Here is a 23996-nt window from a genome sequence, read left to right as displayed (position 1 = left end):
GGTGAAGTGAAGCGTCAGCCGTGCGGCTCTCCCGCGATCGCATGCTGGCCCTCACGGGCCACCGGTGCCGGCTTTCAGCCGATCCGGCCGAGCAGAAGGTACTCCATGAGTGCCTTCTGCACGTGCATTCTGTTTTCAGCCTCGTCCCAGACCACCGACTGCGGCCCGTCGATGACGTCCGCCGCTACCTCCTCGCCGCGGTGCGCGGGCAGGCAGTGCATGAACAGCGCGTCGGGCTTGGCGCGGGCCATCATGTCGCGGTCCACGCACCAGTCCGTGAACGCCGCCTTGCGGGCCTCGTTCTCGGCCTCATAGCCCATGCTGGTCCAGACGTCGGTGGTGACGAGGTCGGCGGCGACGCAGGCCTCCCGCGGGTCCTTGAAGACCTTGTAGCAGCCGGCGTTCTTCACGCCGGCCACGACGGGGTCCACCTCGTATCCGCTGGGCGTGCTGACGTGCACCGTGAAGCCGAGGATCTCCGCCGCCTGCAGCCAGGTGTTGGCCATGTTGTTGCCGTCACCGACCCAGGCCACCACACGGCCCTTGAGGCAGTCCATGTCGATGGCGCCACGGCGGTCCATGCCGCGGTTCTCGATGAAGGTGAACAGGTCGGCCAGGATCTGGCAGGGGTGGTACTCGTTGGTCAGGCCGTTGATCACCGGCACGCGCGAATGCGCCGCGAAGCGCTCGAGCTTGCTCTGCTCGTAGGTGCGGATCATGACGATGTCGACCATGCGGCTGATGACGCGCGCGGAGTCCTCGACCGGTTCGGCGCGGCCCAGTTGGCTGTCGCCGGTGGTCAGGTGCACGACCGACCCGCCCATCTGGTACATGCCCGCCTCGAAGCTGACACGCGTGCGCGTGCTGGCCTTCTCGAAGATCATGGCCAGCGTGCGGTCCTGCAGCGGCTGGTATTTCTCGTAGTTCTTGAAGCGGCGCTTGATGGTGGCGGCGCGGTCGAACAGGTGGGCGTATTCCTCGGCGCGCAGGTCTTTGAACTGGAGATAGTGGCGCATCAGTCCGTTCCCCGGCTTCATGGCTTGGGCTGCGCGAGCAGCGCCTTGATCAGCGGCACGAGGCGCGCCGCGATCTCGCGCGCCTCGTCGTGCGTGAGGATCAGCGGCGGCAGCAGGCGCACGACGCGGTCTGCCGTCACGCTGATCAAGAGGCCGGCATCCAGGCTCTGCGTCAGCAGCACGCCGGCGGGGCGATCGAGTTCGATGCCCAGCATCAGGCCCTGGCCGCGGATCTCGACGACGCCTTGCTCGCCGGCCAGGCCGTCGGCCAGCGCGCCGCGCAGCGTTGCGCCGACCGCCTCGGCATTGGCCAGCAGGCCATCCTCTTCCATGATGGTGAGCGTCTCGATGCCGGCGCGCATCGCCAGCGGGTTGCCGCCGAAGGTGGTGCCGTGGTTGCCGGCCTTCAGCACGCCGGCCGCGCGCGGGCCGCAGACGACGGCGCCGATGGGCACGCCGGAGCCCAGGCCCTTGGCCAGCGGCATGACGTCGGGCTTGATGCCGGCCCACTGGTGCGCGAACCATTTGCCAGTGCGGCCGACGCCGCACTGCACTTCGTCCAGCATCAGCAGCAGGTCGCGTTCGTCGCAGATGCGGCGCAGCGCCTGCAGGAACTCGATGCGCGTCGGGTTGATGCCGCCTTCGCCCTGGATGGTCTCCAGGAAGATGGCCGTGAGGTTGGGATGGGCGGCCACGGCGGCCTCAACGGCGGCGATGTCGTTCAGTGGCACGCGCACGAAGCCGGGCACCAGCGGTCCGAAGCCGGCCTGGATCTTGGGGTTGGCCGTGGCCGACAGCGTGGCGATGGAGCGGCCGTGGAAGGCGCCCTCGAAGACCAGGATCTCCGGCGCGGTGTTGCCGCGGTCATGGCCGAACTTGCGGGCGATCTTCAGCGCCGCCTCGTTGGCCTCGAGTCCGCTGTTGCAGAAGAAGACATTCGCCAAGCCCGAAATCTCACAGAGCTTGGTGGCCAGTTGCGCCTGCAGCGGCGACTGGTAGTAGTTGCTCGTGTGGATCAGCTTGGCGATCTGCTCCTGCAGCGCCGGCACCAGGCGCGGATGGTTGTGCCCCAGCGTGTTGACCGCGATGCCGCCCAGCCCGTCCAGCAGTCGTCGGCCCTGCGTGTCCCAGACCCAGCAGCCCTGGCCGTGCGAAAGCGCAACGGGCAGGCGGCCGTAGGTCGGCATCACATGGGCGTCGGACGGGAGCGGATCAGCGTTCATCGGGTCTCCGATTGGATGGAGGAAAAGTGGACTTTTGATTCTAGAGTCCACGGCAAGACGTTTGCTGCGGCGCAGCAGATGCGCGGTCGCCGAGGCACAATAGCGGTCTTTGACAGCGGCGCCCCGCTGTACCCGCGAAGCCCGTTAGTCCATGACCGTTGCCCCTCCGCCGCGCGAAGTCTTCATCCAAGGTCTCACCCTGGATGGCAAAACCTTCCGGCCGAGCGATTGGGCCGAGCGGCTGGCCGGTGCGATGTCCTGCTTTCGCCCCGGCGGCGCGCGTGGCGGCATCGGCGCCTACATCGGCTATTCACCGCTTTGCGTGCCCACCGTCATCAACGGGGTGAAGTGCGTGGTCGTCAACGAGGAGCTCAGGCGCCTCGAGCCGATGGCCTGGGACTTCGTCATGAATTTCGCGCGTGACAACAACCTGCAGGTCGCGGAAGCGTGCTTGCTGCCCGACGACCCCGGTGCCAAACCGGGCGCTTGACGTCCGCCGTCTTAGCGACATTCCCGAGCGACGCCCTGACGGGGCACCGTTATCCTCGCGGCAACGTTTGGAAACAATGCCGATGAGCCTCAGCGCCGCTTCAACCGCCGCCGATCCGTTCCGCGCTGCGTCTGCCGTGGGGCAGGCGGAGCGCCCGGCCGGCCATGGGTCGGTGTGGGTGCTGCTGCGCGGCCTGTCGCGCGAAAGCGGCCATTGGGGCGTCTTTCCCGAGCATCTGTTGCGCGAGTTGCGGCTGCAGCAGCCAGGCTCACAACTGCTGCTGCTGGACCTGCCGGGCACTGGCGCGTTGCGCCGCGAATCGAGCCCGACCCAGGTGTCGGCCATCGTCGACGCTTGTCGCGCCGAATTGCGGCGCCGCGGCGTCACAGGCGCCGTGTCGCTGGTAGGCATGTCGCTGGGCGCCGCGGTGCTGGCCGACTGGGCCAACCGGCATCCCAACGAAGTCGAGGCGGGCGTGCTGATCAATCCCAGCCTGCGCCCCTTCAGCGAGCTCTTTCGCAAGCCGCGGCCGCTGAATTACCTGGGCTTGCTGCTGTTGTCGCTGAGTCGCTTCAGTGCCCGCATGCGCGAGGAGCGTGTGCTGAGCCTGACGACCCGTCTGACGCCACCCCAGGCCGTCATCGATCGTTGGGTGGAACTGCAGCGCCAGCACCCGCTGGGCGTGCGCAACACCGCGCGCCAGCTGCTGGCCAGCGTGCGCTACCGCGCCAGTCGCACCCGCCCGGCCGCGCCGATGCTGCTGCTGTGCAGCAAGGCTGACGGCCTCGTCGACTGGCGCTGTTCGCAGGCCATCAGCCGCGCCTGGGGCGCGCCGCTGCGCCTGCATACCAAGGCGGGGCACGACCTGCCGCTGGATGATCCGCAATGGGTGGCGCGCGCCGTGGCGGAGTGGTTGCGGGACCGCAGCATCCAGGGTGTGGAGCCGGGGGAGTGGCATTGAGCGTTGCCGCCCGCTCGTGCCCGCGGCGCTGAACGCGGCGGCCGAGTGGGGCGGCCCGACGCTCGGCGCGCAATGCGCCGCCGAAAAGCAGAAGGCCCGCTTTCGCGGGCCTTCTGCCTTGCACCAGAGCTGGGTTCTTAATCAGGCGGCGAGCGCCTTGATCTTGGCGGACAGGCGGCTCTTGTGGCGAGCGGCCTTGTTCTTGTGGAAGATGCCCTTGTCAGCGACCGAGTCGATGACAGCCTGGGCCGTCTTGAACAGGTCGGCAGCCTTGGACTTGTCGCCCGCGACCACGGCCTTTTGCACGTTCTTGATGACCGTACGGAATTTGGAGCGCAGTGCCGTGTTGGCGGCGTTGAGCTTGACGTCCTGGCGGGCGCGTTTGCGGCCCGATGCCAGGCGAACCGTCTTCTTCTTGGCTTTGGAGCTGGTTGCCATGCTGTATCTATACCCAGTTGGTGCAAAGACAGCGAGTATAGCCCGAAAACCAGGTCAAAGCCAAGCGCTTGACATTCAATATCCAGGAGCTGCTGCGCGCGACACAGATAATCCGCCCCCATGAATCTGCTGCGCGCTGCGTCGACCATATCCCTGCTGACCCTGACCTCGCGCATCACCGGCCTCGTCCGCGAAACCATGGTGGCCGGGCTTTTCGGTGCCACGGCGATGACGGATGCCTTCCTGGTCGCTTTCCGGATACCGAACCTGTTGCGCCGGCTGTTTGCCGAGGGCGCGTTTTCCCAGGCCTTCGTGCCGCTGCTGGCGGCCACCCGGGCCACCGAGGGCGAGGCGGCTACGCGGCGCCTCATCGACGCCGTTGCCACCGTGCTGCTGTGGGCATTGGTCGCGACCTCGCTGATCGGCATCGTCGCGGCACCGCTGCTGGTCTGGCTGCTGGGCTCCGGCCTGCCGGATGAGGCCTTCGACGCCTCGGTCGTCATGACGCGCTACATGTTCCCCTACATCGGCTGCATGTCGCTGGTGGCGCTGTCCGCCGGCATCCTGAACACCTGGCGGCGCTTCGTCGTGCCGGCGGCCACGCCGGTGCTGCTGAATCTGAGCGTCATCGCCGTCGGCTGGGCGCTGGCCGGCCCGCTGGAACGCGCCGGCTATCCCGGCATTTACGCGATGGCCTTCGGCGTCATGCTGGGTGGCGTGCTGCAGCTGCTGGTGCAGTGGCCGGCGTTGCGGGCCATCGGCGCGGTGCCGCGCATGCGCCTGAGCTGGCGCGGCTTGCGCGAATCCCAGGCTCACCCCGGCGTCGGCCGCGTGCTGACGCAGATGGGCCCGGCGCTGCTGGGCGTCGGCGTGTCCCAGCTGTCGCTGATGATCAACACGCAGATTTCCAGCCACCTCGCCGAAGGCGCGACCTCATGGCTCAACTATGCGGACCGGCTGATGGAATTCCCGATCGGCCTGCTCGGCGTGGCGCTGTCCGCTGTGCTGACGCCGCAGCTGTCGGCCGCCCAGGCGTCGGGAGAAAGCGAGCGCTACAGCCGCCTGCTGGACTGGGGCCTGCGCATGGTGACGCTGCTGGCGCTGCCGTGCGCAGTGGCGTTGCTGGTCTTCGCGGAGCCGTTGACGGCGGTGCTCTACCACCGCGGCAAGTTCCTGCCTTCCGACGTCGCCCACACCGCGCAGTCCGTGATGGGGTGGGGCATCGGTTTGCTGGGCCTGATCGCCATCAAGGTGCTGGCGCCGGGCTTCTATGCGCGCCAGGACACCGGCACGCCGGCCAAGATCGCCGTCGCCGTGCTGGTGCTGACGCAGTGCTTCAACCTCGTCTTCGTGCCGTGGATCGGCGTGGCCGGCTTGGCGCTGTCCATCGGCCTGGGCGCGCTGGTCAATGCCAGCTGGCTGCTGTGGGGGCTGAAGAAGCTTGGCAGCTACCGCGCCGAGCCGGGCTGGCTGTCCTTCGGGCTGCGCGTGGCACTGGGCTGCGCCGCCATGGGGCTGCTGCAGTGGCAGCTCGCGACGCGGCTGGACTGGATCGCCCTCGGCGTGCATGAGCTCCAGCGCGCCCTGGTCATGGCGGCCAGCCTGGGCGCCAGCGCGATCGTCTATTTCGGCGTGCTGCTGCTGGTTGGCATGCGGCCACGGGCATTGGGCCGGCCGAGTTGAGGTCGATGAAGTACGCGCTGCCGACCCCGATCGACCACTTCGCCACGCTGGTGGCGGAGGAGGACAGCCTCAATCTGATCGAGGCCGCCATCAGCCTCGCCCAGGACGAACATCCGCGGCTGGATGTGCAGGCGGTGCTGGCGGAGGTGGATGGCCTGGCGCATCGGCTGCGCGAGCGCATCACGCCCGAGATGGCGCCGGCCGAGCGGCTGCGCCTGCTGACGCGTTTCTTCCATGGCGAGCTGGGTTTCGCCGGCAACCTGAACAACTACTACGCCGCGGACAACAGCTACGTCCACCGCGTGCTGGAGACGCGCCGCGGCATCCCCATCACGCTGGCGGTGCTGCTGCTGGAGCTGGCCGAGCAAGCCGGCCTGCGCGCCGCGGGCGTGGCGTTCCCGGGGCACTTCCTCGTCAAGTGCCGCATTGGCCTGGGTGAGGTCGTCATCGATCCTTTCACCGGCGAGGCGCTGTCCGCCGCGCGGCTCGACGAGCGCCTGTCTGTCTACCGCCATGGCAGCGAACTGCCCGCCGACCTGGAGCTGCCGCTGGAGTTTTTCCTGCGCGCCGCCACGAAGCGCCAGATCCTGGCCCGCATGCTGCGCAACCTGAAGGAAGTGCACCGCGCCGCGCGCGACTGGCCGCGCCTGCTGGCCGTGCAGCAGCGCCTGGTCGTGCTGCTGCCCGGCGATGCCGTCGAGCGGCGCGACCGCGGCCTGGTGCTGGACGCGCTCGGTGCTGGCGCAGCAGCGGCCGAGGATCTGGCCTTCTACCTTGCCGAGTGCGGCAACGCGCCGGACGCCGCTGAACTGCGTGCCCGCCTCTCCGTGCTGCTGGGGCAGCGCTCGCCGCCGCTTCAGTGACAATCCGCGCCCTCGCGCCCGCCCACTCATGATGAACCCCGCCACGCCGCACCCACGCATCGCCAGCGTCCTGCGCCGTGCCCGCCGCGCTGGTTCGCCGTTCCGTTGATGAGGCAGATCCCGCTTGCCCTGCTGGCGCCGCCGGCGCGCAGCTTCGACAACTTCCTGCCCGGCGACAACGCCGAGGCGCTGGCCTACCTGTCTGGCCTGATGCCTGGCGACCCGCCGGTGCTGCTGTGGGGGCCGACCGGCTCGGGCAAGACCCATCTGCTGCAGGCGCTCGCCGAGCGCTGGCAGGCGGCCGGCCAGCGCGTCGCCTGGTACGACGCCGACACCGCCTTGCCGTGGGAGCTCCCGGCACACGAGAGCCTGCTGCTGCTGGACGACTGCCAGCGTTTCGACGCCGGCCAGCAGCACGCCGCCTTCGCGCTTTTCGTCGCATCGGCAGGGCAGGGTTACACCGTCGTCGCGACGGCCGATATGCCCGCCGTCGATCTGCCCGTGCGCGAGGACCTGCGCACGCGCCTGGGCTGGGGGCCGAGCTTCGCGCTGGCGCCGCTGCGCGAGGCCGAGATGCGCGCGGTGCTGCGCCGCGAGGCCGACCGCCGTGGCCTGCTGCTGGGGGACGAGGTGCTGGGCTACCTGCTGACGCGCTTCGAGCGCAATCTCAAGGGCTTGATGGCGCTGCTCGAACGCCTGGATGAATTCGCGCTGGCCAGCAAACGGGCGCTGACGCTGCCGCTGCTCAAGGCCATGTTGGCCGACGAGAAAATCGACTCTAACCCCACTTTATGAATCTGACGCTGTTTGACTTGGACGGGACGCTGATCCCGGTGGATTCGGATCACGCCTTCGGCAGCTTCATGGTCGACGTCGGATGGGTCGACGGCGCGGTCTGGGGGGCGAGGAATGACGAATTCTTCGCCCAGTACAACGCCGGCACCCTGGACCTGCCGGCCTATGTCGAGTTCGCCACGTCGGCCTGGCGCAGCCGGCCGCTGGCCGAGGCGCTGGCGATGCGCGAGCGCTTCATGGCCGAGGTCATGAAACCCGCGCTGCGGCCCGAGGCGGTCGCCTTGGTCGAGCAGCACCGCGCGGCGGGCGACCTGATCGCGCTCGTCACCGCCACCAACGAATTCGTCACCGCGCCCATCGCCACGGCCTTCGGCATCGAGCACCTCATTGCCGTGCAACTGGCGCGCGATGCGCAGGGCCGATACACCGGCGCCATCCATGGCGTGCCGAGCTTCCGTGATGGCAAGATCGCGCGCGTCGAGGGCTGGCTGCAGGGCCTGGGGGCACAATGGCGCGATTTCGGGCGCGTGACCTTCTACAGCGACTCGACCAACGATTTGCCCCTGCTCGAACGCGTCAGCCATCCGGTGGCGACGAATCCCAGCCCGTCGCTCGCGCTGATCGCCGCCGAACGCGGCTGGCCCCAGCTCCAACTCTTCGCATGATCAAGAAGTTCATCGACAAACTGTTCAGCAAGTCCACGCCTGCGGCGCCCAAGACGACGCCGTTGGGCAAGCGCGTGGAGGTGCCGGCGGAGGTCCACGGTATCAACCCCGACCTGCTCGATGAGCGAGCCGTCAAGGTCGTCAAGACGCTGACCGACGCCGGTTTCGAGGCCTACATCGTCGGCGGCGCGGTGCGCGACCTGCTGCTGGGCATGCGGCCCAAGGACTTCGACGTCGCCACCAACGCGACGCCCGAGCAGGTCAAGGGCCTGTTCCGCCGCGCCTTCATCATCGGCCGGCGCTTTCGCATCGTCCACGTCGTCTACGGCCGCGGCCGGGAGCACGAGGTCATCGAGGTCTCGACCTTCCGCGCGCTGCCGACCGAATCGGAAGCCGTCGGTGGCAACGAGAAGACGGCCAAGAGCGAACTGGAAGGCAAGTCGCACGCCGTGGACGCCAGCGGCCGCGTGCTGCGCGACAACGTCTGGGGCCCGCAGATCGAGGATGCCGCGCGCCGCGACTTCACGGTCAACGCGATGTACTACGACCCGGTGCGCCGCCTCGTCGTCGACTATCACGGCGGCCTGGCCGACGCCAAGGCCAAGGTGCTGCGCATGATCGGCGACCCCGGGACCCGCTACCGCGAGGACCCGGTCCGCATCATCCGCGCCGTGCGCTTCGCAGCCAAGCTCGGCTTCGAGCTGGAGCCCAAGACGCTCGCCCCGGTCAAGGCCTCGTCGGCGCTGCTGGCCAACGTGCCGGCCTCGCGCCTGTTCGACGAGATGATCAAGCTGCTGCAGACCGGCCATTCGCTGGCCAGCATCGCGCAGTTGAAGAAGCTCGGCCTCGCCCGCGGCGTGTTCGCCGTGCTGGACGCGATGCTGACCGAGACCGGCGATCTGCACGAAGGCGTCCGCGGCAACTTCGTGCGCATGGCCTTCGAGGACACCGACCGCCGTGTGCAGGAAGGCCGCGGCGTCAGCCCCAGCTTCATGCTGGCCTGCATGCTCTGGTATGAGGTGCTGGACCGCTGGACCAAGATCCGCGACGGCGGCGAGCCGGCCGTGCCGGCGCTGGCCCAGGCCATCGACGCCGTCTTCGACGCCCGCATCGGCGACATCTCCGGCCGCGGCAAGCTGGCTGCCGACATGCGCGAGATCTGGATGATGCAGACCCGCTTCGAGCGCCGCACCGGCTCCGGCGTCTTCACGCTCATCGAGCAGCCCCGCTACCGCGCCGGCTTCGACTTCCTGCGCCTGCGCGCCGACGTCGGCGAGATCGACCCGGCGCTGGCCGACTGGTGGGAGGACTTCGCCCTCGGCAGCGACGACGACCGCCAGGCCCTGCTGGCCGACGCCCGCGCCAGCCAGCAGAAGCAGCCGCGCGTGGTGCGCGCGCCCCGCCCGGACGCGCCACCGGCCGGCGAGGAAGCCGACGAGGCCTCCGCCGCCGCTGACGCGCCGGCCAAGAAGCGCCGCCGCCGGCGCCGCAAGCCCGCCGCGGGCGGTGAAGGCGCCGCGCCGGCGGCACCCAGTGCCGAGTGAGTTCGCGCGCCTACATCGGCCTGGGCGCCAACCTCGGCGCTGACCTTTGGGCCGCTCTCACGCAGGCGGCACTGAGCCTGGCGGCGCTGCCGGACACGCGCATGGCCGCGCTGTCCAGCGCCTGGCGCAGTGCGCCGGTGGACGCTGACGGGCCGGACTTCCTGAACGCCGTCGCGGCGCTGGACACGGCCCTCGCGCCCCTTGACCTGCTGGACGCGCTGCAAGCCATCGAGCTGGCGCAGGGGCGCGAGCGTCCCTACAGGCATGCGCCGCGCACGCTGGACCTGGACCTGCTGCTGTACGGCGAGCTGACGCTGGACACCCCGCGGCTGACGCTGCCCCACCCCCGGCTCGGCGAGCGCGCCTTCGTGCTGCGGCCGCTGCTGGAGATCGCGCCCGAGCTGTCCCATCTGGCGGCGGCCGACGGCTGGCAGGCCCAGCGCATCGAGCGCCTCGGGCCGCTGTCTCTTTAACGGAGCTTCAACGATGTTTTCGACCCTCGCCGGTTGGCAGACCGTGGGCCTGCTGCTGCTGTCCAACGTCTTCATGACCTTCGCCTGGTACGGCCATCTCAAGGGCCTGGCGAGCAAGCCGTGGTGGATCGCCGCGCTCATCAGCTGGGGCATCGCGCTGTTCGAGTACCTGCTGCAGGTGCCGGCCAACCGCATCGGCCACGGGGCAGGCTTCTCGCTGGCGCAGCTCAAGATCACGCAGGAGGTCATCACGCTGGCGGTGTTCGTGCCCTTCAGCCTGTACTACATGGGCGAGCCGCTGAAGCTGGATTTCCTGTGGGCCGGCCTGTGCCTGATGGGCGCCGTCTACTTCATCTTCAGGTCGGCTTGATGATGGCCGTGTGACCGCCCCCGCTAAACTCCGCGCCTTCAAGAAATCCAAGGATGGCCATGCTGTTTGGCAAGCTGCTGCCCCGTGAGGGCAATTTTTTTGAGCTGTTCAATGAGCACGGGGGCTTCATCGCGGAAGGCGCGCGCGCGTTCCTCAAGATGATCGAGAACTACAACGACCCGGCGCTGCGCCAACAGTACGCCGACGCCGTGGACAAGGCCGAGCATGCTGCCGACCGCGTCACCGCCGAAGTGAACCGGCTGCTGCACCGCACCTTCATCACGCCCATCGATCGCGAGCAGATCCACAGCCTGATCAACGCGATGGACGACATCCTCGACCTGTTGCAGGACTCGTCGGAGACGCTGTCCCTTTACGACGTGCGCGCCGTGCCCGAGCAGGTGCTGCAACTGGCCACGCTGTCGGTGCGCTGCTGCGAGCGCGTGCAGCATGCCGTCACGCTGCTGCCCAACCTCAGCAAGCCCGCGACGACCGAGGCCGCGATCAAGACCTGCGAGGAGATCGACCGCCTGGAGTCCGACGCCGACCGCGTCATGCGCTCGGCGATGTCGCGCCTGTTCCGCGAGGAGGCGGACGTGCGCGAGCTGATCAAGCTCAAGGCGATCTACGAACAGCTGGAATCCATCTCCGACCGCTGCGAGGACGTGGCCAATCTGATCGAGGGCATCGTCCTCGAGAACTCCTGATCGCCGCTGACATGGCAACCGCAGAGATCGCCTTCTGGGTGGTGGCCTTGCTCGTCGTGCTGGCCCTGCTGTTCGACTTCATGAACGGCTTCCATGACGCGGCCAACTCCATCGCCACCGTCGTCTCCACCGGCGTGCTCAAGCCCCAGCAGGCCGTGCTGTTCGCCGCCTTCTTCAACGTGCTGGCCATCGCGTTCTTCCAGCTCAAGGTGGCCGCAACCATCGGCAAGGGCATCGTCGAGCCCGGCATCGTCGACCACCATGTCGTCTTCGGCGCGCTGTGCGGCGCCATCACATGGAACTTCATCACCTGGTGGTGGGGCATCCCCTCGAGCTCCTCGCATGCGCTGATCGGCGGCATCGCCGGAGCCGTGGTCGCCAAGGCCGGCCCTGACGCGCTGGTCGCGGCTGGCATCTGGAAGACCGTCGCCTTCATCGTCATCTCGCCGCTGCTCGGCTACCTGCTGGGCTCGCTGATGATGGTCATCGTGTCCTGGGTATGCAGGCACAAGTCGCCGCTTCGCATCGACCGCTGGTTCCGGCGGCTGCAGCTCGTCTCGGCAGGGCTGTACAGCCTGGGCCATGGTGGCAACGATGCGCAGAAGACCATCGGCCTGATCTGGATGCTGCTGATCGCCGCCGGCATGGTCAGCGTCGGCGACCATGCGCCGCCTACCTGGGTCATCGTCGCCTGCTATGTGGCCATCGGCCTGGGCACGATGTTCGGCGGCTGGCGCATCGTGCAGACCATGGGTCAGCGCATCACCAAGCTCAAGCCCGTCGGCGGCTTCTGTGCCGAGACCGGCGGCGCCATCACGCTCTTCCTGGCCACCGCGCTGGGCATCCCGGTCTCGACGACGCACACCATCACGGGTGCCATCGTCGGCGTGGGCTCGGTGCAGCGCGCCTCGGCCGTGCGCTGGGGCGTGGCCGGCAGCATCGTGTGGGCATGGATCTTCACCATCCCCGCGGCCGCCCTGATGGCCGGCATCTGCTACTGGGTCAGCTTCATCCTCTACTGACCCGCCTGCGATTCGAAGTAGCGTTGCGCGCTGAAGGCGATCGTCGCCATCAGCGCCGTGCCGCCGAACAACAGGCAGAGCACGACACCGATGACCGCGAGCCAGCCGCCGGCCGACACAGGGCGGCCGGCGTTGAAGCGGTCGTTCCAGCGCTCGTCGGGCATCAGTCCGTAAACGATGCCGCCGAGCAGCGCCGCCACCAGGCTGATGCCCAGCAGCGGGATCAGCACCCAGGCCAGGCGGTCGTCCTGGCCGAGCTGGCCCATGCGCTGCACGCCCAGCAGGCCCAGCAGCGTCGGCAGCGGGAAGGCCCAGGCCCAGCCGTCCTTGAAGCCATGCAGGTAGAAGCGGTGCAGGCCGAAGACGCCGAGGAGAAGCGCCAGCCAGGTCGCGACGGCCTTGTGCTTGGCGCCCGCGCTCATTGCGCGCCGACGCTGTCGCCCAGCCCCAGCGTGCGCTGCATCAGCACGACATCCAGCCAGCGCCCGAACTTCCAGCCAGCGCTCTTCAGCACGCCGGTGTGCGTGAAACCCAGCGCCGTGTGCACGCCCACCGAGCCCGCGTTGGCCGCATCGCCGATGACGGCCAACATTTGGCGCGCGCCAGCGGCTTCGCAACGGGCGATCAGCTCCGCCAGCAGCAGCCGGCCCACGCCCTGGCCCTGGGCCGCAGGGGCGAGGTAGATGGAATCCTCGACACAGAAGCGGTAGGCGAGGCGGGGGCGGAAGTGGTTGGCATAGGCGTAGCCCAGCACCTCGCCGCCACGCTCGGCGACCAGCCATGGCAGCTGGCGACCCAGCACCTCCTGGCGCCGCCGGCCCATCTCCTCGACGGCGGGCACTTCGGTCTCGAACGTGCCGGTGCCGTACGTGACGGCATGGGCATAGATGGCCTGGATGGCGGGCAGGTCGGCGTCGGTGCTCGGGCGGATCGTCAACGGCTGGGTGGTGGGGGAGGGCTGTGACATCTGTCGGTTCGGAAGCAACTCAAGGCGGTTCGACCGAGTTTATAATGCTGGGTTTGGCGCTGGTCGCAGATGGCTGCGGCGTATCTACAGTGTCGTCCCCGGCAGGGGTTCCTGCTTTCGACTTGCTCGCTACTTGAGTGTCTCCTCGTGCGGTGGTCGCCCAATTTTTAGGAAACATCATGGTTGTGATTCGTCTGGCCCGCGGCGGCTCCAAGAAGCGTCCCTTCTTCAACATCGTCGTGGCCAACAGCCGCCAGCGCCGTGACGGCCGCTTCATCGAGCGCGTCGGCTTCTACAACCCCGTCGCTTCGGGCGCTGCCGAGAAGCTGCGCGTCGAGCAGGACCGTGTGAGCTACTGGCTCGGCGTCGGCGCCCAGCTGTCGCCCACGGTCGAACGCCTGGTCGGCGATGCCAAGAAGGCCGCCGTCGCAGCCTGATGGCCGCCGGCAACAAGCCTCAGCAAGACGGCGCTTCGGCGCCGTTTTTCGCTTCTGACAGCGCCTGGCCCGACGACCTGGTGCAGGTCGGCCACATCCTGGACGCCTGGGGCGTCAAGGGCTGGTTCAAGGTCCAGGCCTACTCCAACCAGGGCGACGCGCTGTTCTCCGCCAAGCGCTGGTTCCTGAAGGGCGTCGGCCCCAAGGCGGGCCAGCGCGAGCTGAAGATCCTGGCGTTGCGCGAGCACGGCGAGGGCCTCGTGGCCAGCGCCGACGGCATCGATGACCGCAATGGCGCGGAGGCGCTGCGCGGTTTCGAGCTGTGGATCTCGCGCGCCGATTTCCCGCGCGCCGGCGACGGCGAGTACTACTGGGTCGACCTGATCGGCCTGGACGTCGTCAACCGCGAGGGCCAGGCGCTGGGCCGGGTCATAGGCCTCATCGATACCGGGCCGCACGCGGTGCTGCGCATCCTGCCGCCGGGCATCGAGGAGCCGGCCAAGCCCGACCAGGAGAAGCTCATTCCCTTCGTCGGCGCCTTCGTCGACGACGTGAGCCTGGAAGCCAGGCAGATCCGCGTCGACTGGGGCCTGGACTACTGACGCGGCATGCGCTTCGACGTCCTGACGATCTTCCCGGAGCTGTTCGCGCCGCATTTGACGCATGGCGTCACCCGGCGCGCCTTCGAGAGCGGCCAGGTCGACGTGCGGCTGTGGCCGCTGCGCGATTTCGCCGAGGACAACTACCGCCGCGTCGACGACCGGCCCTATGGCGGCGGCCCCGGCATGGTCATGCTGGCCGAGCCGCTGGAGCGGGCGCTGGCCGCCGTCCAGGCCGACCGTGGCGAGGCGGCGCCCGCCGTCATCCATTTCACGCCCACCGGCGCCCGCATCGACCAGGCACGCGTGCAAGCGTTGGCCGCAGGCTCGGGTGCCATCCTGCTCTGCGGTCGCTACGAAGGCATAGACCAGCGCGTGTTGGACCGGCATGTGACGCTGGAGCTGAGCCTGGGCGACTTCGTGTTGTCGGGCGGCGAGCTGCCCGCGCTGGCGCTGCTGGATGCGGTGGCCCGGCTGCAGGACGGCGTGCTGGGTGACGCACAGTCCCACCAGCAGGACAGCTTCTCGGACGGCCTGCTGGACTGCCCCCACTACAGCCGCCCCGAGGTGCTGCCGGATGGCCGCGAGGTGCCGGCCGTGCTGCTGTCCGGCCACCACGCCGACATCAAGCGCTGGCGCCGTGAACGCTCACTCGCGCTGACCGCGGCGCGCCGGCCCGAATTGATTGCCGCGGCCCGGGCGGCCGGGCGGCTCAGCAAGGCCGACGAGGCCTTCCTGGCCCGGCTCTAGGCAAAACCCGCACACTTCCGCTACACTAGCGGGCTGTCCGATCCTCTGGCGGGTCGAGTGGCTGGAACCCATCCGGCTGCAAACATCCCCATAAATAGCGTCCCGCCAAGATCCCAGGAGTACAGATGAACCTGATCCAAACCCTTGAGCAAGAAGAAATTGCTCGGCTGAACAAGACCATTCCGGCCTTCGCCCCTGGCGACACCGTGATCGTCAGCGTCAACGTCGTTGAAGGCAGCCGCAAGCGCGTGCAGGCCTACGAAGGCGTCGTCATCGCCAAGCGCAACCGTGGCCTGAACAGCAGCTTCATCGTCCGCAAGATCTCCAGCGGCGAAGGCGTCGAGCGCACGTTCCAGCTGTACAGCCCGCTGATCGCCTCGATCGAAGTCAAGCGCCGCGGCGATGTCCGCCGTGCCAAGCTGTACTACCTGCGCCAGCGCTCGGGCAAGTCGGCACGCATCAAGGAGAAGCTGGCTTAATCAGCCGGTTCTCACCGCCGAAGCCGCCAGGGCATACGCTCTCGGCGGCTTTTGTTTTTCCGCTCGCATGACCCGTCCCGCCATCACCCAACCCCAACTCGCTCCGGTCACCGGCGTCGACGATCACCTGCCCCCGGTGCCGGCAGCCGCGCTGACGGCCGATGCCATCCGTGCGCGGCTCGCGGCGCTGTCCGCATGGACGCCCGAGTTCGCCGGCGACGGCGGCCGCTTCGCCGACCGTGAGCCGGCAGGCGCCGCCGTCCTCGTGCCGTTGGTGCGGCGCGACGAAGGCCTGACGTTGCTGCTGACCCGCCGCACCGACCACCTGCGCGACCACGCCGGGCAGATCAGCTTCCCCGGCGGCCGCGTCGAGCCCGAGGACGACGGCCCCGTCGCCACTGCGCTGCGCGAGACGGAAGAGGAGATCGGCCTGCCGCGCGGTCACATCGACGTCATCGGCCAGCTGCCGGTCTATTCGACCGTGACGGCCTTCCAGGTGACGCCGGTCGTCGCGCTGGTCGAGCCGGGCTTCACGCTGACCCTCGACAGCATCGAGGTCGCCGAGGCCTTCGAGGTGCCGCTGGCCTTTCTGATGAATCCGGCGAACCACCGCCACCATCGTTTCGAATTCGCCGGCGCCGAGCGGCGCTTCCTGTCCATGCCCTGGCAAGGTCCCGAGCGCGAGTACTTCATCTGGGGCGCGACCGCCGCGATGTTGCGCAACCTCTACCGACTGCTCAGCGGCGCCTGATCGCGCCACTATCATCCCGGCCCATGAATTTCTTCGCGGTGCTGCTGGCCCTGTTGTGTGAGCAACTCAAGCCCCTGAGGCATGGCAACCGCGTGCACGAGTCGGTGATCGGCTGGGTGCGCTGGACCGGCCGCAACTTCGACGCCGGCCGCGAGCACCATGCCATCATCGTCTGGGCCATCACGGTCCTTGTGCCGGGTCTGGCCGTGGCGCTGCTGTACTGGGTGCTGCATCACTTCAGCGTGCTGCTGGCGCTGGCGCTGAACGTCCTCATCCTCTACCTGACGCTGGGCTTCCGGCAGTTCAGCCACTACTTCACCGACATCCGCGATGCGCTCGAGCGCGGTGACGATGCGACCGCGCGCCAGCTGCTGGCCGAATGGCGCCACCTGGACGCGAGCGAGCTGCCGCGCACCGAACTGATCCGTCACGTCATCGAGCATTCGCTGCTCGCGGCGCACCGGCATGTCTTCGGCGTCTTCTTCTGGTTCATCGTCTGCTCGACGCTCGGCCTGGGGCCGGCCGGTGCGGTGCTCTACCGCATGGCCGAGTTCGCGAGCCGCTACTGGGCCTTCAAGAGCCGCACGCTGGATGCGCCGACCAACACGCGCCTGCTCGCACTGTCGCGCCAGGCCTTCACGGTCATCGACCATCTGCCGGCGCGGCTGACGGCCACCGGCTTTGCCATCGTCGGCAACTTCGAGGAGGCCGTGAACGCCTGGCGTCGCGACGCCAAGCTCTGGCTGCATCCCAACGAGGGCATCATCCTCGCGTCCGCGGCCGGCGCGGTGGGCCTGCAGCTCGGCGGCGCGGCGGCGCCCGGCATCACGCCGGACCGCAGCAAGACTTTCGATGCCGGCTCCGAGCCCGACGCCACCGGTGCCGCGGGCTCCACGTCCGGCGCACTGCCGCAGCTGGGCCATCTGCAAAGCGTCGTCGGCCTGGTCTGGCGCTCGGTCGTGCTGTGGATGCTCTTGCTCGCCCTGTTGACTCTCGCGAACCTCGTCGGCTGACCCGACGCCCCCTGCAATGAATCTGCCCCAACTGCCGGCCCTGGCCGAGCCCGGCCTTGCTGCGCGCGTGCAGCATGCGCTGGACCACAAGACCAAGCCGCTCGGCGCCCTCGGGCGCATTGAGGCGCTGGCGCTGCAGCTGGCGCTGATCCAGGGCAGCGAGCGGCCCGCATTGCGCCAGCCGCAACTGGTCGTGTACGCCGCCGACCATGGCCTGTCGCGGCGCGGCGTGTCGGCCTATCCGCGCGAAGTCACGCCGCAGATGGTGGCCAACATGCTGGCCGGCGGCGCCGCCGTGTCGGTGCTGGCACGCCACCAGGGGCTGGCATTGAGCATCGCGGACTGCGGCGTCGATGCCCCGCTGGCCGAGGGTGCCGTGGACCTGCGCATCGCCGCGGGCACCGCCGATGCGAGCGCCGGCCCGGCGATGTCGCTGGCGCAGGCCGAACGCGCGCTGCACAACGGCATGGCGCTGGTCGAGCGGCTGCCGGGCAATGCGCTGCTGCTGGGCGAGATGGGCATTGGCAACACCTCGTCGGCCAGCCTTTTGATGCAGCGCTTGACCGGCCTGCCGCTGCGCGACTGCGTGGGCCGCGGCACGGGCCTGGACGACGCCGGCCTGGCGCGCAAGCTGGCCGTGCTGCAAGAAGCGCTGGCCGCGAACACCGGCGCGCAGATGCCGCAGGAGATCGCCGCGGCGCTGGGCGGCTTCGAGATCGTCACGATGGCAGGCAGCGTCATTGCCGCTGCGGCGCAGCGCCGTGTCGTCGTCGTGGACGGCTTCATCACCACGGCCGCGGTGGCGCTGGCCGAAGCGCTGCGGCCCGGCGTGCTGGCGGCCTGCGTGTTCGCCCATCGCTCCGCCGAGGGGCCGCATGCGGCGTGGCTGCGGCAGCTGGCCGTGCGCCCGCTGCTGGACCTGGACCTGCGCCTCGGCGAAGGCAGCGGTGCGGCGCTGGCCTGGCCGCTGCTGACGGCGGCCTGCGCGTTGCTGGCCGACATGGCCAGCTTCGAGAGCGCCGGCGTCAGCCACCGCGACCCGCCGTGAAGCTGGTCCTGGTCGCGCTGCAGTTCCTGACCCGGCTGCCGGTGCGCCTGGACCGCTTCGAGCCCGGCTGGCTGAACGACTGCGTGCGCCACTTTCCACTGGTGGGGGCGTTGGTCGGGGGAGTGGGGGCAGCCGTGATGGCGGCGGCCGTGCAGTTCTGGCCGGCCTGGGTCGCGGCGCTGCTGGCGTTGGCGGCGAACGTCGCGCTGACCGGCGGCTTCCACGAGGACGGCCTGGCCGACACCTTCGACGCCCTCGGCGGCGTCGTGCCACGCGAGAAGGCGCTGGCCATCATGAAGGACTCGCGCATCGGCAGCTACGGCGCGCTGGCGCTGGGGCTGAGCCTGTTGCTGCGCGCCGCGCTGCTGGCGGTGCTGGCGACGCGGCCGATGCTGGGCGCCGCGGCGGCGCTGCTGGCCAGCCATGCGTTCGCCCGCGCCGCGGCGGTGGGCGTGATGGTGAGCCTGCCCTACGGCGGCGACGCGGAGCATGCCAAGGCCAAGCCGCTGGCGCTGGCCGTCGCGCCGCGCAACTTCGGCGTGGCGCTGGGCTGGTGTGCGTTGCTGGCCCTCGCGCTGGTGGCCTGCGGTGTCCACCTGCCGCGACTGCTGGCGGCCATGGCGGCGGCAGGCCTGGCAGCGCTGCTGATGCGGCAATGGTTGAAGCGCCGCCTCGGCGGCTACACCGGCGACGGCCTGGGAGCCACCGAGCAGTTCGCCGAGATCGCCGTGCTGCTGGCCTTCACGGCCGCGGTCTGATGCCGGCGTTCACCATCTGGCGACACCCCAAGCCGCGGGGCGCACAGGGGCGCTGCATCGGCGGACGCACCGACCTGCCCGTCGACGCGCGCAAGGCCAAGCGCCTGGCCCACCGCATCCGCGCCCATGCGCGCCGCCACCGCCTGCCACGCGAGGTGGTCACCTCGCCGCTGCAGCGCGCGGCTGCCGTCGGGCGGTGGCTGAAGCGCTGGGGCTTCCATTGGCACACCGACACCGCGCTGGCGGAGATGGACTTCGGCGCCTGGGACGGCCGCGCCTGGGCGGACATCCCGCCCGCGGCGTTCGAGCGCTGGATGGCGGACTTCAACGGCTTCGGCTTCGACGGCGGCGAGTCCTTGCAAGCGCTGATGGCGCGCGCAGCCGCCTGGCAGCCGCCGTGCGCGCTGGCCGTCGGCCATGGCGGCTGGATCACCGCGCGGCGCTGGTGCCTGGAAAGAAAAGGCCAGGCGCCGTCACCGGACGCCTGGCCTGCCGCGCCGGCCTACGGCCGGCCTACTTCTTCAGCACCGTCTGCTGCATGAACAGCACCGTCGCGTAGAACTGGAAGTCCTGGTTCTCCTTCTTCTGGAAGCCATGGCCTTCGTTCTCGGCGCGCAGGTACCAGACCGGCGTGCCCCCCTCGCGGACCTTGGCGACGATCTGCTCGGCCTCGGTGTAGGGCACGCGCGGGTCGTTCTTGCCCTGGATGACGAACAGCGGCTTCTTGATCCGCGCGGCGTTGGTCAGCGGCGAGATCTTGTCGAGGTGGGCCTTCATTGCCGCGTCCCGCTCGTCGCCGTACTCGACGCGGCGCAGGTCGCGGCGGTAGCTCTCGGTGTTGTTCAGGAAGGTCACGAAGTGCGAGATGCCGACCACGTCGATGGCGCCGGCGATGCGATCGGCATAGGTGGTTGACACCGCCAGCGTCATGTAGCCGCCGTAGCTGCCGCCGGTGACCAGCACGCGCGATGCGTCCAGGTCTGGCTGCGTCGCGATCCAGTCGAGCAGGGCGCCGATGTCCTTGACCGAGTCCTCGCGCTTGAAGCCGTTGTCCATGGCCAGGAAGCTCTTGCCGTAGCCGCTGGAGCCGCGCACGTTGGGCTGGATCAGCGCCATGCCCAGTTCCTGCACGAAGTAGGCGTTGCGGCCGAGGAAGCCGACGCTGGCCTGGCTCTCCGGCCCGCCGTGGATGGCGATCAGCACCGGGCGCTTGCCGCTGAACTTTTTCGGCGGCGGGGTCAGCAGGCCGGAGATGGTCGTGCCGTCGAAGCTCTTCCAGCGCACGATCTTCTGCTCGCTGAAGCCGGAGGTGTCCACGCCCGCGGGTGCGGCCGCGCGCGTCCATTGCTGCACCTTGCCGTCGTTGTCCAGCGAGTAGATCTGGCCCGGCCCCTGGGCGTTGCTGACCGAGAAGGCCAGGTCGCCGCGGGCGCGGTGATAGCTGGCGCTGCCGACGTTGCCGGCGGGCAGCGCGGCCGGCGCGGGTGCTTCCTTGCCGGTGGCGGTATCGAAGAAATGCAGCTCGTCGCGGCCATCGACGTTGAACTGGGCAGCGAGCCGGCTGCCGTCCTCGGTCAGCGTGACGCCGCTGACGTCCCAGGGGATGTGGCTGCTGACGCGGTCGATGCGACCGCTGGCGAGGTCGAGCTTCATCAGCTCGCGGAATTCGCCCGCGCGGTCGCTGGTGATCCACAACGCGCGGCCGTCGGGCGACCAGCCCGCCGCCGCATAGGTGGCCTTGGCCTCCTGGCTGCCGGCGGCGGGGGCCAGCTGCCGGGTGGCGCCGCTGGCGAGGTCCAGCAGCCAGATCTGCGATTCATTGGCCGACAGGTAGCGCGTCAGCGTGACGAGGCGCTCGTCAGGGGACGGTCGGCTGGCCGTCCAGCCGCCGCCGTCCAGTTCAGCCAGCTTGCGGCGGCCCTCGGGCTTCTCGGGGTCCATCAGCCACAGCGTCGTCGTGATCTTGCTGCGCGTGCCGCCCTGGGCCGTGCGGTCGATAGGCACAGCGGTGTAGACCAGCTGGCCGCTCTTGCGCAGCCAGGTGTTCATCGCATGGCGCTCATCAGGGCTGGTCAGCAGCACCGGTTGGGCGCCGGGCTGGCCGAGCGGCAGGCGATAGAGCTGCGCCACCTCGTTGCCGCCGCTGGCGCGTTCGAAGACGGCATAGCGGCCGTTGCGCGGCTCGTAGCTGGCGCGGCCGACCGGGTCGGCGCCGTCGGTCAACTGCTCCCCCTCGGCCAGCGGGGATGCGACGCGGAAGAGCTGGACCGTGTTGGCGCCGGCCTTGCGGTGCAGCACCAGCATCTCGCGCTGGGTGGGGTGCCAGTCGGCAAAGGCATGGCCGCGGAAATCGTTGTAGCGGCCGATGGCGTCGGCCAGGCTTTGCGGCACCGGCGGAATGCCTTGCGCGACCAGGTTGGCATTGGGCACGACGACGGCGGTGGGCACTGGCGTGGAGGCGCAGGCGGCCAGCAGCACGGTGCCGAGGGCGCAGAGGGAAAGACGCAGAGGAAACATGGGGGCCTCAAAAAAGCGAATGGGCGCTCGAAGCGCCCATTCTTATGCGAGTCCGGATCGGGTCTAACCCGCCATGTCGTTGGTCATGCGGTCTGCTGGATGCCGGCGATCAGCCAGCCGTCGCCGGACTTGACCAGGTGCCAGATCTCGTCGAAGTCTTCGGCCGCCTGCTCGCTGGTTTCGCGCACCAGGCCCCAGAAGCGCACGGAGACGATCTGCTCGCCGTTCTCGGTGGCGACGTCGACGACGTTGGCGTCCAGCTGCAGCACCTCGGTGCGCTGCGGCTTGCCACCGCGCTCCAGCAGGTCGTGCTGGATGCTGGCGTACATCTGCGGCGTCGTGAAGCGGCGCAGGTCGGTTTGGTCACCGGCGTCGTTGGCGGCCTGCAGGCGGATGAAGACCTGCTTGGCGATCTTCTCGAAGCCGGCGGTGTCGAAACCGGCCGGTGCAGCGGCCAGCGTGCTGGCTGCGGCGGTGCCCGCAGCGGGCTGGGCGCCCCACGCCGGCTGCTGGGGCTGGGCCTCGAAGTTGGCGCCGTGGGCACCGGCCAGCTGCGGCTTTGGCGTGGCGAAGCGGCGCATCAGGAAGCGGATGACGAACACCGCCACCAAGCCCAGCAGCACCATGGTCATGATGTTGGCCAGCTCGGCGCCGAAGCCGAAGTGGCTGGCCAGTGCTGCCAGGCCCAGGCCGGCGGCCAGGCCGGCGATCGGGCCGAGCCAGGAGCGCTTGGGCGCCGCTGCGGCAGGCGCGGCCGGGTTTGCGGCGGCCTGCTTGGCCGGCGCCGCCTGTTGGGGTGTCTGCGCCGGCGGCGTTTGCGGCGTGGTCTGCGTGGGGACGCTGCGCTTGATGCCACCGCCGCCCAGGCGCTTGGCCTCGGCGTCGTGGGCAGGCAGGGCGAAGGCCAGCAGGGCGGCCAGGCTCACGGCGAGGATGCGGTTCAAGGTGGATCTCCAGAGAGGACGAAACGAAGGGCAGCTGGGGGCAGCCGGGCCGATTTTCAAGCCTCGCGGATGTCCGCGACGACGTTCTGGCCGAAATCGGGTTTGTTCAGGTAACGCAGCACCGCCCCGGCGGTGGCCTGGGCGGTCTGCAGCTGGCCGCCTTCCTTCAGGCCCTGGAAGCGCGCCTGCTCGGGGAAACGCGCCGGGTCGGCGCCGCGCAGCTGCACCTGCATGTCGGTGTCGATGACGCCCGGGGCCAGCGACACGACGCCGACGTCCGGCGCCTCCAGCGCCAGCGCGCGGCTGAGGTGGTCCAGCCCCGCCTTGACGGCACAGTAGGCGGCGCTGCCAGCCATCGCTCGCCGACCGAGCCCGGACGAGATGTTGAGGATGCGTCGCTGCGCCACGCCCACGGTTTCGGCCAGGAAGACGCGGCTCAGCAGCGTTGGCGCTTCCAGGCCCACGCGCAGCGCGGCGGACAGCTCGGCCAGCCCGCTGGCGGCCAGCGGGCCGGGCGCGCTCAGCAGCGCGGCGTTGTTGACCAGCGTGGCGCTGGCCCAGCCGGTGTTGGCCCGCAGCCAGGCCTGCAGGCGCTCGGCGGCGGGCAGCGGGTCGGCCAAGTCCAGCGTCCATTGCTCGGCCTTCAGCGCCGGGTTCAGGCGGCGGGCCATGCCGATGACGGCGTTGCCGGGCTGTGCGAGTTGTTCGACAAGGGCGGCGCCGAGGCCGCGGGAACTGCCGGTGACGATGTAGAGGTGCATGGGCCGACTCTAGCGGCCCGCCGTTGCGTGCGTCAGAAGCCGGTCGCGGTGGTGTCGTCGCAGCTCAGCTTCAGGAACTTCATCGCGTACTCAATGCGGTCGACCAGTTCCGATTCACCGGTGAAGGACAGGTGAGCGGTGTAGTTCTTTTCCTTGAACGACGCGGTCATCTGGCCGCCATTGGCGCTGCGGCTGAGCTTGACGTTGCGCCAGTCGATCCAGTGCGGGGATGCCAGCTCCTGCGGCAGCTCGTAGATGCTGTTCTCGACATGCACGATGGGCGTGTCGATGAGGATGCCTTCGTCCGTCGTCTGCCAGGTCTTGTTCTCCGTCAGCGGCTCCCTCACGCCCCACTTGGCGATGCGGGTCATGCAGGCGTCCGGCTTGCCGTCGGCGCCTTCGGTGTCGATCTGGGTGAGGCTGAAGGCCGTCAGCTGCTTGTCGACCAGCCGTTCCGACTTCTCCTCGTCGTTGCCCAGCAGCACGCCGACGCGGGTGGTCGTCGTGGTCGCCTTGCCGCGCACGTAGTTCGTCCGGCCCTGGGCGTCGACGAACCAGGCGTAGCCGTTGCCCTTCTTCACCAGGGTGGACAGGAACCGCTGTGCGCCTTCGGCGGTCTGCGCCGCCTGCTGGGCCTGCGCGGTCGCGGCCAACAGGGTGGCGCCGAGCGCGCAGAGCATGGTTGTCCATCGCTTGTTCTTCATTGCTTCTCCGTCGGGATC

General features: G+C 69.3%; 29 protein-coding genes. 20 read left to right on the top strand and 9 right to left on the bottom strand.

Annotated features, from left to right (window positions below):
- Window positions 1-74: 74 nt before the first annotated feature.
- Both argF and ASD35_RS26210 read right to left on the bottom strand, forming a co-directional pair.
- Complete coding sequence (argF, locus tag ASD35_RS26215; protein WP_056877905.1) at window positions 75-1037, bottom strand: ornithine carbamoyltransferase; 963 nt, start codon at window positions 1035-1037, stop codon at window positions 75-77.
- Window positions 1034-2239, bottom strand: coding sequence for an aspartate aminotransferase family protein (locus ASD35_RS26210; protein ID WP_056877904.1), 1206 nt, complete (start codon window positions 2237-2239; stop codon window positions 1034-1036). The genes argF and ASD35_RS26210 overlap by 4 nt, the downstream gene beginning before the upstream one ends.
- 151 nt (window positions 2240-2390) lie before the next feature.
- Between ASD35_RS26210 and ASD35_RS26205 the strand changes: the two genes are divergently transcribed.
- Window positions 2391-2729 (top strand): DUF3579 domain-containing protein, encoded by a 339-nt coding sequence (locus tag ASD35_RS26205; RefSeq protein WP_056877903.1) that lies wholly within the window; start codon window positions 2391-2393, stop codon window positions 2727-2729.
- An 82-nt stretch (window positions 2730-2811) separates the two neighbouring features.
- Window positions 2812-3690 (top strand): alpha/beta fold hydrolase, encoded by an 879-nt coding sequence (locus tag ASD35_RS26200; protein ID WP_056877902.1) that lies wholly within the window; start codon window positions 2812-2814, stop codon window positions 3688-3690.
- A 141-nt stretch (window positions 3691-3831) separates the two neighbouring features.
- On the opposite strand, the gene rpsT is transcribed toward ASD35_RS26200, so the two are convergent.
- Window positions 3832-4128 (bottom strand): 30S ribosomal protein S20, encoded by a 297-nt coding sequence (gene rpsT, locus ASD35_RS26195; RefSeq protein ID WP_056877901.1) that lies wholly within the window; start codon window positions 4126-4128, stop codon window positions 3832-3834.
- Window positions 4129-4248: 120 nt separating this feature from the next.
- Between rpsT and murJ the strand changes: the two genes are divergently transcribed.
- From murJ to ASD35_RS26150, 9 genes are all read left to right on the top strand, one after another.
- Window positions 4249-5811 carry a murein biosynthesis integral membrane protein MurJ gene (gene murJ / locus ASD35_RS26190; protein WP_056877900.1) on the top strand — a complete coding sequence of 521 codons (1563 nt, stop codon included), beginning with the start codon at window positions 4249-4251 and terminating at the stop codon, window positions 5809-5811.
- A 5-nt stretch (window positions 5812-5816) separates the two neighbouring features.
- Window positions 5817-6674 (top strand): SirB1 family protein, encoded by an 858-nt coding sequence (locus ASD35_RS26185; RefSeq protein ID WP_056877899.1) that lies wholly within the window; start codon window positions 5817-5819, stop codon window positions 6672-6674.
- 108 nt (window positions 6675-6782) lie between these two features.
- Window positions 6783-7469: a DnaA regulatory inactivator Hda gene (hda, locus tag ASD35_RS26180; RefSeq protein WP_056877898.1), complete on the top strand. Its 687-nt coding sequence runs from the start codon at window positions 6783-6785 to the stop codon at window positions 7467-7469.
- Window positions 7466-8134 carry an HAD family phosphatase gene (locus ASD35_RS26175; protein WP_056877897.1) on the top strand — a complete coding sequence of 223 codons (669 nt, stop codon included), beginning with the start codon at window positions 7466-7468 and terminating at the stop codon, window positions 8132-8134. Before hda ends, ASD35_RS26175 begins: the two co-directional genes overlap by 4 nt.
- Complete coding sequence (gene pcnB, locus ASD35_RS26170; RefSeq protein WP_056877896.1) at window positions 8131-9678, top strand: polynucleotide adenylyltransferase PcnB; 1548 nt, start codon at window positions 8131-8133, stop codon at window positions 9676-9678. Before ASD35_RS26175 ends, pcnB begins: the two co-directional genes overlap by 4 nt.
- On the top strand, window positions 9675-10151 hold the full coding sequence (gene folK / locus ASD35_RS26165) for a 2-amino-4-hydroxy-6-hydroxymethyldihydropteridine diphosphokinase (protein WP_056877895.1): 477 nt from the start codon (window positions 9675-9677) through the stop codon (window positions 10149-10151). Before pcnB ends, folK begins: the two co-directional genes overlap by 4 nt.
- Window positions 10152-10164: 13 nt before the next feature.
- Entirely contained in the window at window positions 10165-10521 is a 357-nt protein-coding gene (locus ASD35_RS26160) for a DMT family protein (protein ID WP_056877894.1), read from the top strand.
- A 59-nt stretch (window positions 10522-10580) separates the two neighbouring features.
- A complete protein-coding gene (locus ASD35_RS26155; protein WP_056877928.1) occupies window positions 10581-11228 on the top strand; it encodes a DUF47 domain-containing protein in 648 nt (215 codons plus the stop codon).
- An 11-nt stretch (window positions 11229-11239) separates the two neighbouring features.
- A complete protein-coding gene (locus ASD35_RS26150) occupies window positions 11240-12250 on the top strand; it encodes an inorganic phosphate transporter (RefSeq protein ID WP_056877893.1) in 1011 nt (336 codons plus the stop codon).
- Here ASD35_RS26150 and ASD35_RS26145 read toward each other — a convergent pair.
- On the bottom strand, window positions 12244-12672 hold the full coding sequence (locus ASD35_RS26145; RefSeq protein WP_056877892.1) for a TM2 domain-containing protein: 429 nt from the start codon (window positions 12670-12672) through the stop codon (window positions 12244-12246). The genes ASD35_RS26150 and ASD35_RS26145 overlap by 7 nt on opposite strands.
- On the bottom strand, window positions 12669-13217 hold the full coding sequence (locus ASD35_RS26140) for a GNAT family N-acetyltransferase (RefSeq protein ID WP_056877891.1): 549 nt from the start codon (window positions 13215-13217) through the stop codon (window positions 12669-12671). The genes ASD35_RS26145 and ASD35_RS26140 overlap by 4 nt, the downstream gene beginning before the upstream one ends.
- 179 nt (window positions 13218-13396) lie before the next feature.
- On the opposite strand from ASD35_RS26140, the gene rpsP reads away from it, so the two are divergent.
- From rpsP to ASD35_RS26095, 9 genes are all read left to right on the top strand, one after another.
- Complete coding sequence (gene rpsP, locus ASD35_RS26135; protein WP_056877890.1) at window positions 13397-13654, top strand: 30S ribosomal protein S16; 258 nt, start codon at window positions 13397-13399, stop codon at window positions 13652-13654.
- Window positions 13654-14256 carry a ribosome maturation factor RimM gene (gene rimM, locus ASD35_RS26130; protein ID WP_056877889.1) on the top strand — a complete coding sequence of 201 codons (603 nt, stop codon included), beginning with the start codon at window positions 13654-13656 and terminating at the stop codon, window positions 14254-14256. The genes rpsP and rimM overlap by 1 nt, the downstream gene beginning before the upstream one ends.
- A gap of 6 nt (window positions 14257-14262) precedes the next feature.
- A complete protein-coding gene (trmD, locus tag ASD35_RS26125) occupies window positions 14263-15003 on the top strand; it encodes a tRNA (guanosine(37)-N1)-methyltransferase TrmD (protein ID WP_056877888.1) in 741 nt (246 codons plus the stop codon).
- Window positions 15004-15128: 125 nt separating this feature from the next.
- Window positions 15129-15482: a 50S ribosomal protein L19 gene (gene rplS / locus ASD35_RS26120; protein ID WP_056877887.1), complete on the top strand. Its 354-nt coding sequence runs from the start codon at window positions 15129-15131 to the stop codon at window positions 15480-15482.
- Between the two features lie 67 nt (window positions 15483-15549).
- Complete coding sequence (locus ASD35_RS26115) at window positions 15550-16233, top strand: CoA pyrophosphatase (RefSeq protein WP_056877886.1); 684 nt, start codon at window positions 15550-15552, stop codon at window positions 16231-16233.
- 23 nt (window positions 16234-16256) lie between these two features.
- Window positions 16257-17246, top strand: a complete 990-nt coding sequence (locus ASD35_RS26110; RefSeq protein WP_056877885.1) for a CobD/CbiB family protein — start codon at window positions 16257-16259, stop codon at window positions 17244-17246.
- 16 nt (window positions 17247-17262) lie between these two features.
- Window positions 17263-18294 carry a nicotinate-nucleotide--dimethylbenzimidazole phosphoribosyltransferase gene (gene cobT, locus ASD35_RS26105; protein ID WP_056877884.1) on the top strand — a complete coding sequence of 344 codons (1032 nt, stop codon included), beginning with the start codon at window positions 17263-17265 and terminating at the stop codon, window positions 18292-18294.
- Window positions 18291-19052 (top strand): adenosylcobinamide-GDP ribazoletransferase, encoded by a 762-nt coding sequence (cobS, locus tag ASD35_RS26100; protein WP_056877883.1) that lies wholly within the window; start codon window positions 18291-18293, stop codon window positions 19050-19052. Before cobT ends, cobS begins: the two co-directional genes overlap by 4 nt.
- Window positions 19052-19594, top strand: coding sequence for a histidine phosphatase family protein (locus ASD35_RS26095; RefSeq protein ID WP_056877882.1), 543 nt, complete (start codon window positions 19052-19054; stop codon window positions 19592-19594). Before cobS ends, ASD35_RS26095 begins: the two co-directional genes overlap by 1 nt.
- On the opposite strand, the gene ASD35_RS26090 is transcribed toward ASD35_RS26095, so the two are convergent.
- The 4 genes from ASD35_RS26090 to ASD35_RS26075 all read right to left on the bottom strand — a co-directional run bounded on the left by ASD35_RS26090 (window position 19566) and on the right by ASD35_RS26075 (window position 23978).
- Window positions 19566-21569 (bottom strand): prolyl oligopeptidase family serine peptidase, encoded by a 2004-nt coding sequence (locus ASD35_RS26090; protein WP_056877881.1) that lies wholly within the window; start codon window positions 21567-21569, stop codon window positions 19566-19568. The genes ASD35_RS26095 and ASD35_RS26090 overlap by 29 nt on opposite strands.
- Before the next feature lie 83 nt (window positions 21570-21652).
- Window positions 21653-22513, bottom strand: coding sequence for a Tim44 domain-containing protein (locus ASD35_RS26085; RefSeq protein WP_056877880.1), 861 nt, complete (start codon window positions 22511-22513; stop codon window positions 21653-21655).
- Window positions 22514-22569: 56 nt separating this feature from the next.
- Window positions 22570-23274, bottom strand: coding sequence for an SDR family NAD(P)-dependent oxidoreductase (locus tag ASD35_RS26080; RefSeq protein ID WP_056877879.1), 705 nt, complete (start codon window positions 23272-23274; stop codon window positions 22570-22572).
- A gap of 32 nt (window positions 23275-23306) precedes the next feature.
- Window positions 23307-23978 carry a hypothetical protein gene (locus ASD35_RS26075; RefSeq protein ID WP_056877878.1) on the bottom strand — a complete coding sequence of 224 codons (672 nt, stop codon included), beginning with the start codon at window positions 23976-23978 and terminating at the stop codon, window positions 23307-23309.
- Between the last annotated feature and the right edge of the window lie 18 nt (window positions 23979-23996).

This window comes from Pelomonas sp. Root1444 (assembly GCF_001426885.1).
Lineage (GTDB): Bacteria > Pseudomonadota > Gammaproteobacteria > Burkholderiales > Burkholderiaceae_C > Pelomonas.
This window is presented reverse-complemented; position numbering and strand designations above follow the sequence as displayed.

What these genes read in the sequence shown, in the direction of transcription:
- argF (WP_056877905.1), bottom strand. Translation starts at nt 1,037, where the DNA reads ATGAAGCCGGGGAACGGACTGATGCGCCACTATCTCCAGTTCAAAGAC.
- ASD35_RS26210 (WP_056877904.1), bottom strand. Translation starts at nt 2,239, where the DNA reads ATGAACGCTGATCCGCTCCCGTCCGACGCCCATGTGATGCCGACCTAC.
- ASD35_RS26205 (WP_056877903.1), top strand. Translation starts at nt 2,391, where the DNA reads ATGACCGTTGCCCCTCCGCCGCGCGAAGTCTTCATCCAAGGTCTCACC.
- ASD35_RS26200 (WP_056877902.1), top strand. Translation starts at nt 2,812, where the DNA reads ATGAGCCTCAGCGCCGCTTCAACCGCCGCCGATCCGTTCCGCGCTGCG.
- rpsT (WP_056877901.1), bottom strand. Translation starts at nt 4,128, where the DNA reads ATGGCAACCAGCTCCAAAGCCAAGAAGAAGACGGTTCGCCTGGCATCG.
- murJ (WP_056877900.1), top strand. Translation starts at nt 4,249, where the DNA reads ATGAATCTGCTGCGCGCTGCGTCGACCATATCCCTGCTGACCCTGACC.
- ASD35_RS26185 (WP_056877899.1), top strand. Translation starts at nt 5,817, where the DNA reads ATGAAGTACGCGCTGCCGACCCCGATCGACCACTTCGCCACGCTGGTG.
- hda (WP_056877898.1), top strand. Translation starts at nt 6,783, where the DNA reads ATGAGGCAGATCCCGCTTGCCCTGCTGGCGCCGCCGGCGCGCAGCTTC.
- ASD35_RS26175 (WP_056877897.1), top strand. Translation starts at nt 7,466, where the DNA reads ATGAATCTGACGCTGTTTGACTTGGACGGGACGCTGATCCCGGTGGAT.
- pcnB (WP_056877896.1), top strand. Translation starts at nt 8,131, where the DNA reads ATGATCAAGAAGTTCATCGACAAACTGTTCAGCAAGTCCACGCCTGCG.
- ASD35_RS26160 (WP_056877894.1), top strand. Translation starts at nt 10,165, where the DNA reads ATGTTTTCGACCCTCGCCGGTTGGCAGACCGTGGGCCTGCTGCTGCTG.
- ASD35_RS26155 (WP_056877928.1), top strand. Translation starts at nt 10,581, where the DNA reads ATGCTGTTTGGCAAGCTGCTGCCCCGTGAGGGCAATTTTTTTGAGCTG.
- ASD35_RS26150 (WP_056877893.1), top strand. Translation starts at nt 11,240, where the DNA reads ATGGCAACCGCAGAGATCGCCTTCTGGGTGGTGGCCTTGCTCGTCGTG.
- ASD35_RS26145 (WP_056877892.1), bottom strand. Translation starts at nt 12,672, where the DNA reads ATGAGCGCGGGCGCCAAGCACAAGGCCGTCGCGACCTGGCTGGCGCTT.
- ASD35_RS26140 (WP_056877891.1), bottom strand. Translation starts at nt 13,217, where the DNA reads ATGTCACAGCCCTCCCCCACCACCCAGCCGTTGACGATCCGCCCGAGC.
- rpsP (WP_056877890.1), top strand. Translation starts at nt 13,397, where the DNA reads ATGGTTGTGATTCGTCTGGCCCGCGGCGGCTCCAAGAAGCGTCCCTTC.
- rimM (WP_056877889.1), top strand. Translation starts at nt 13,654, where the DNA reads ATGGCCGCCGGCAACAAGCCTCAGCAAGACGGCGCTTCGGCGCCGTTT.
- trmD (WP_056877888.1), top strand. Translation starts at nt 14,263, where the DNA reads ATGCGCTTCGACGTCCTGACGATCTTCCCGGAGCTGTTCGCGCCGCAT.
- rplS (WP_056877887.1), top strand. Translation starts at nt 15,129, where the DNA reads ATGAACCTGATCCAAACCCTTGAGCAAGAAGAAATTGCTCGGCTGAAC.
- ASD35_RS26115 (WP_056877886.1), top strand. Translation starts at nt 15,550, where the DNA reads ATGACCCGTCCCGCCATCACCCAACCCCAACTCGCTCCGGTCACCGGC.
- ASD35_RS26110 (WP_056877885.1), top strand. Translation starts at nt 16,257, where the DNA reads ATGAATTTCTTCGCGGTGCTGCTGGCCCTGTTGTGTGAGCAACTCAAG.
- cobT (WP_056877884.1), top strand. Translation starts at nt 17,263, where the DNA reads ATGAATCTGCCCCAACTGCCGGCCCTGGCCGAGCCCGGCCTTGCTGCG.
- ASD35_RS26095 (WP_056877882.1), top strand. Translation starts at nt 19,052, where the DNA reads ATGCCGGCGTTCACCATCTGGCGACACCCCAAGCCGCGGGGCGCACAG.
- ASD35_RS26090 (WP_056877881.1), bottom strand. Translation starts at nt 21,569, where the DNA reads ATGTTTCCTCTGCGTCTTTCCCTCTGCGCCCTCGGCACCGTGCTGCTG.
- ASD35_RS26080 (WP_056877879.1), bottom strand. Translation starts at nt 23,274, where the DNA reads ATGCACCTCTACATCGTCACCGGCAGTTCCCGCGGCCTCGGCGCCGCC.
- ASD35_RS26075 (WP_056877878.1), bottom strand. Translation starts at nt 23,978, where the DNA reads ATGAAGAACAAGCGATGGACAACCATGCTCTGCGCGCTCGGCGCCACC.